At 67.3% G+C, this 1,884-nt stretch carries 1 protein-coding gene and 2 pseudogenes; 1 reads left to right on the top strand and 2 read right to left on the bottom strand.

Annotated features, from left to right (window positions below; all coding sequences use genetic code 11):
• Together H0523_RS31970 and H0523_RS31965 are read right to left on the bottom strand one after the other, a co-directional pair.
• Positions 1-215, bottom strand: a pseudogene (locus H0523_RS31970) (hypothetical protein); the annotation flags it as partial.
• 70 nt (positions 216-285) lie between these two features.
• Complete coding sequence (locus tag H0523_RS31965; RefSeq protein WP_054434048.1) at positions 286-1,137, bottom strand: M15 family metallopeptidase; 852 nt, start codon at positions 1,135-1,137, stop codon at positions 286-288.
• Between the two features lie 238 nt (positions 1,138-1,375).
• Between H0523_RS31965 and H0523_RS31960 the strand changes: the two are divergent.
• Positions 1,376-1,884, top strand: a pseudogene (locus H0523_RS31960) (hypothetical protein); the annotation flags it as partial.

The raw sequence follows: 1,884 nt of genomic DNA, 5'->3' as shown, positions 1-1,884 counted from the left end.
GCCGCGGCCGCGGCGCGGGCTTCGCGGCGCGCGCGGGCGATGCGCAGGCCGGCCCAGCCGGCGGCGATCAGCGCCAGCGGCAACGCGAACAGGTACAGGCCGATGTCCAGCCCGGTGGGCAGCGTGCGGGACTCCTGCCACCAGATGATGACGGCCAGCCAGACGACCCCGAACACCAGGGCCAGCACCAGGCCGGTTTTGAGAAAACGGGTCATGTGGGTTCGTCGCGGTGATCGGTTGGTCGGGAGAGCAAGAGGGTCAGGGTAGTCGCGCGAGATGATCGGATCATTGCGCGGCTCCCGCGTCGCGCCGCATGACGCCCGGCCGCCGCAATTCGGTGTGGCCGAAGTCCATCAGCTTCCAGCGGCCGCCCCACGTCAGGCCGACCCGTTCGGCGGTCTCGCCGAACAGTTCGTAGCCGCGCATGGCCCACGGGTCTTTTTCCGAGACCACCACCTTGCCATCGCGCAGGAAGGCGCTGTCGGCCGCGAGGCCATATTGGTGATAGCTCTGGTAGGCGCCGGCGTTGGTCACGTGCGAGCCTTTGCTCGCCAATTCTTCCTGGCGCTCGGGACTGCGGTAGCCCTCGATTAGCACCATTTCATAGCCATGCTCTTCACGCATGATGCGATACGCGGCCAGCAGGCGCTGGCGGTAATCGGCGTCCAGCAGGTTCCAGTCGCGGCTCGCGCCGCCCAGGTTCGGACGCACCAATTCCACTTCGCGCGTGGTGAAGACTTCGGGCGGCAACGGCGGCGGCGGAACCAGCCGTTCGCCGGTCAACAGCGCCTGGATACGAGGGTCCGGACCGGCCATCCGATCCTCGTAAATAAATGTGTGATTGTGTCGCATGACGAAAGCGAAAAGGGACGGAAGCAACACGACCGCGAGGCCCGCGGCGATCTGCCAGCGGTAGGCGGAAAACGTATTGCCGGCCCGGCCGACGCCCGCGCGGACCACCTGCGCGGAGCCGCCGACCACATCGCCCGCCTGCCCCGCGCCGCGCGCCACACGGCGCCGCATTCCCTGCGCGAACGCGCGTACGCTCCGCGCGGTTCCCGCCCGGAAGGAAGGGAAGACCAGCAGCGCGGAGACGCCTATCGCGAGCAGAAAATATAGGGGCAGTAGAACTAGCAACGGTATCCCTCAATCACGAAGGCGTAATCTTTTGTTCTATTCGGGATTGAGGCAAGCGCTTGGGCGTTGCAGACGGCGTCGATGCTTTAGGAATCGTAACAACAAGCCGTGATCTAAAAGGTGTCATCAGGTATTCTCGGACACCTTGGTTAAAGGGGCTTCGTGCGCCCCTGCCGACACGGGACCTCGCATGGCAGAAGACGAAAAAAGATCGCGACCACCGCCCTCTATTCCCAGCTTGCTTGCCGGGCGCTCATCCTCCCCGGATGCGCAGCCGTCGTCGCGCATTCTTGCCACGCTCGAAGGCCGCGTGCCCGAGGCCGAGGCCAAACACCTGCCGCCCAAACAACGTTCGAAGACGCCGTTGCTGGTGTTGCTGGCGCTGTTTCTGGGATGTGTCGGCGCGGGACTGTGGGCGGTCTATGACACGGCGGAATTGCCGGTGGTGGTGGCGCGCACGGAACCCGAGTCCCGGCCGGCCGTCGCCGGCAAGCCCGTCGCCGGCAATGGCGCCGCCGCGGCCATGACGCAGGCCAATGCCAGCGCGACCGCGCAGGCGCGCATGCCGGCGAACACGGAAGCGCCGCCCTCCAATGCCGCCGCCATCATCGACGATCATCCGTTGGCGCAACTGACGCAGCCCGCGCCGGCCGCCGATGAAGGCGAGCCCGCCAATCCGTTGGCCGCGCTGGCCGTGACGGCGGCCGCGCCCAAGCCCGCCGCCGTGCCGCGCGCCGCGCCGTCCAG

Origin of the sequence: Achromobacter insuavis (assembly GCF_902859645.1) — a bacterium.
GTDB classification, from domain to species: domain Bacteria; phylum Pseudomonadota; class Gammaproteobacteria; order Burkholderiales; family Burkholderiaceae_B; genus Achromobacter; species Achromobacter insuavis.
Note: the sequence above shows the minus strand (reverse complement) of the source record. Positions and strands in the feature narration are given on the sequence as shown.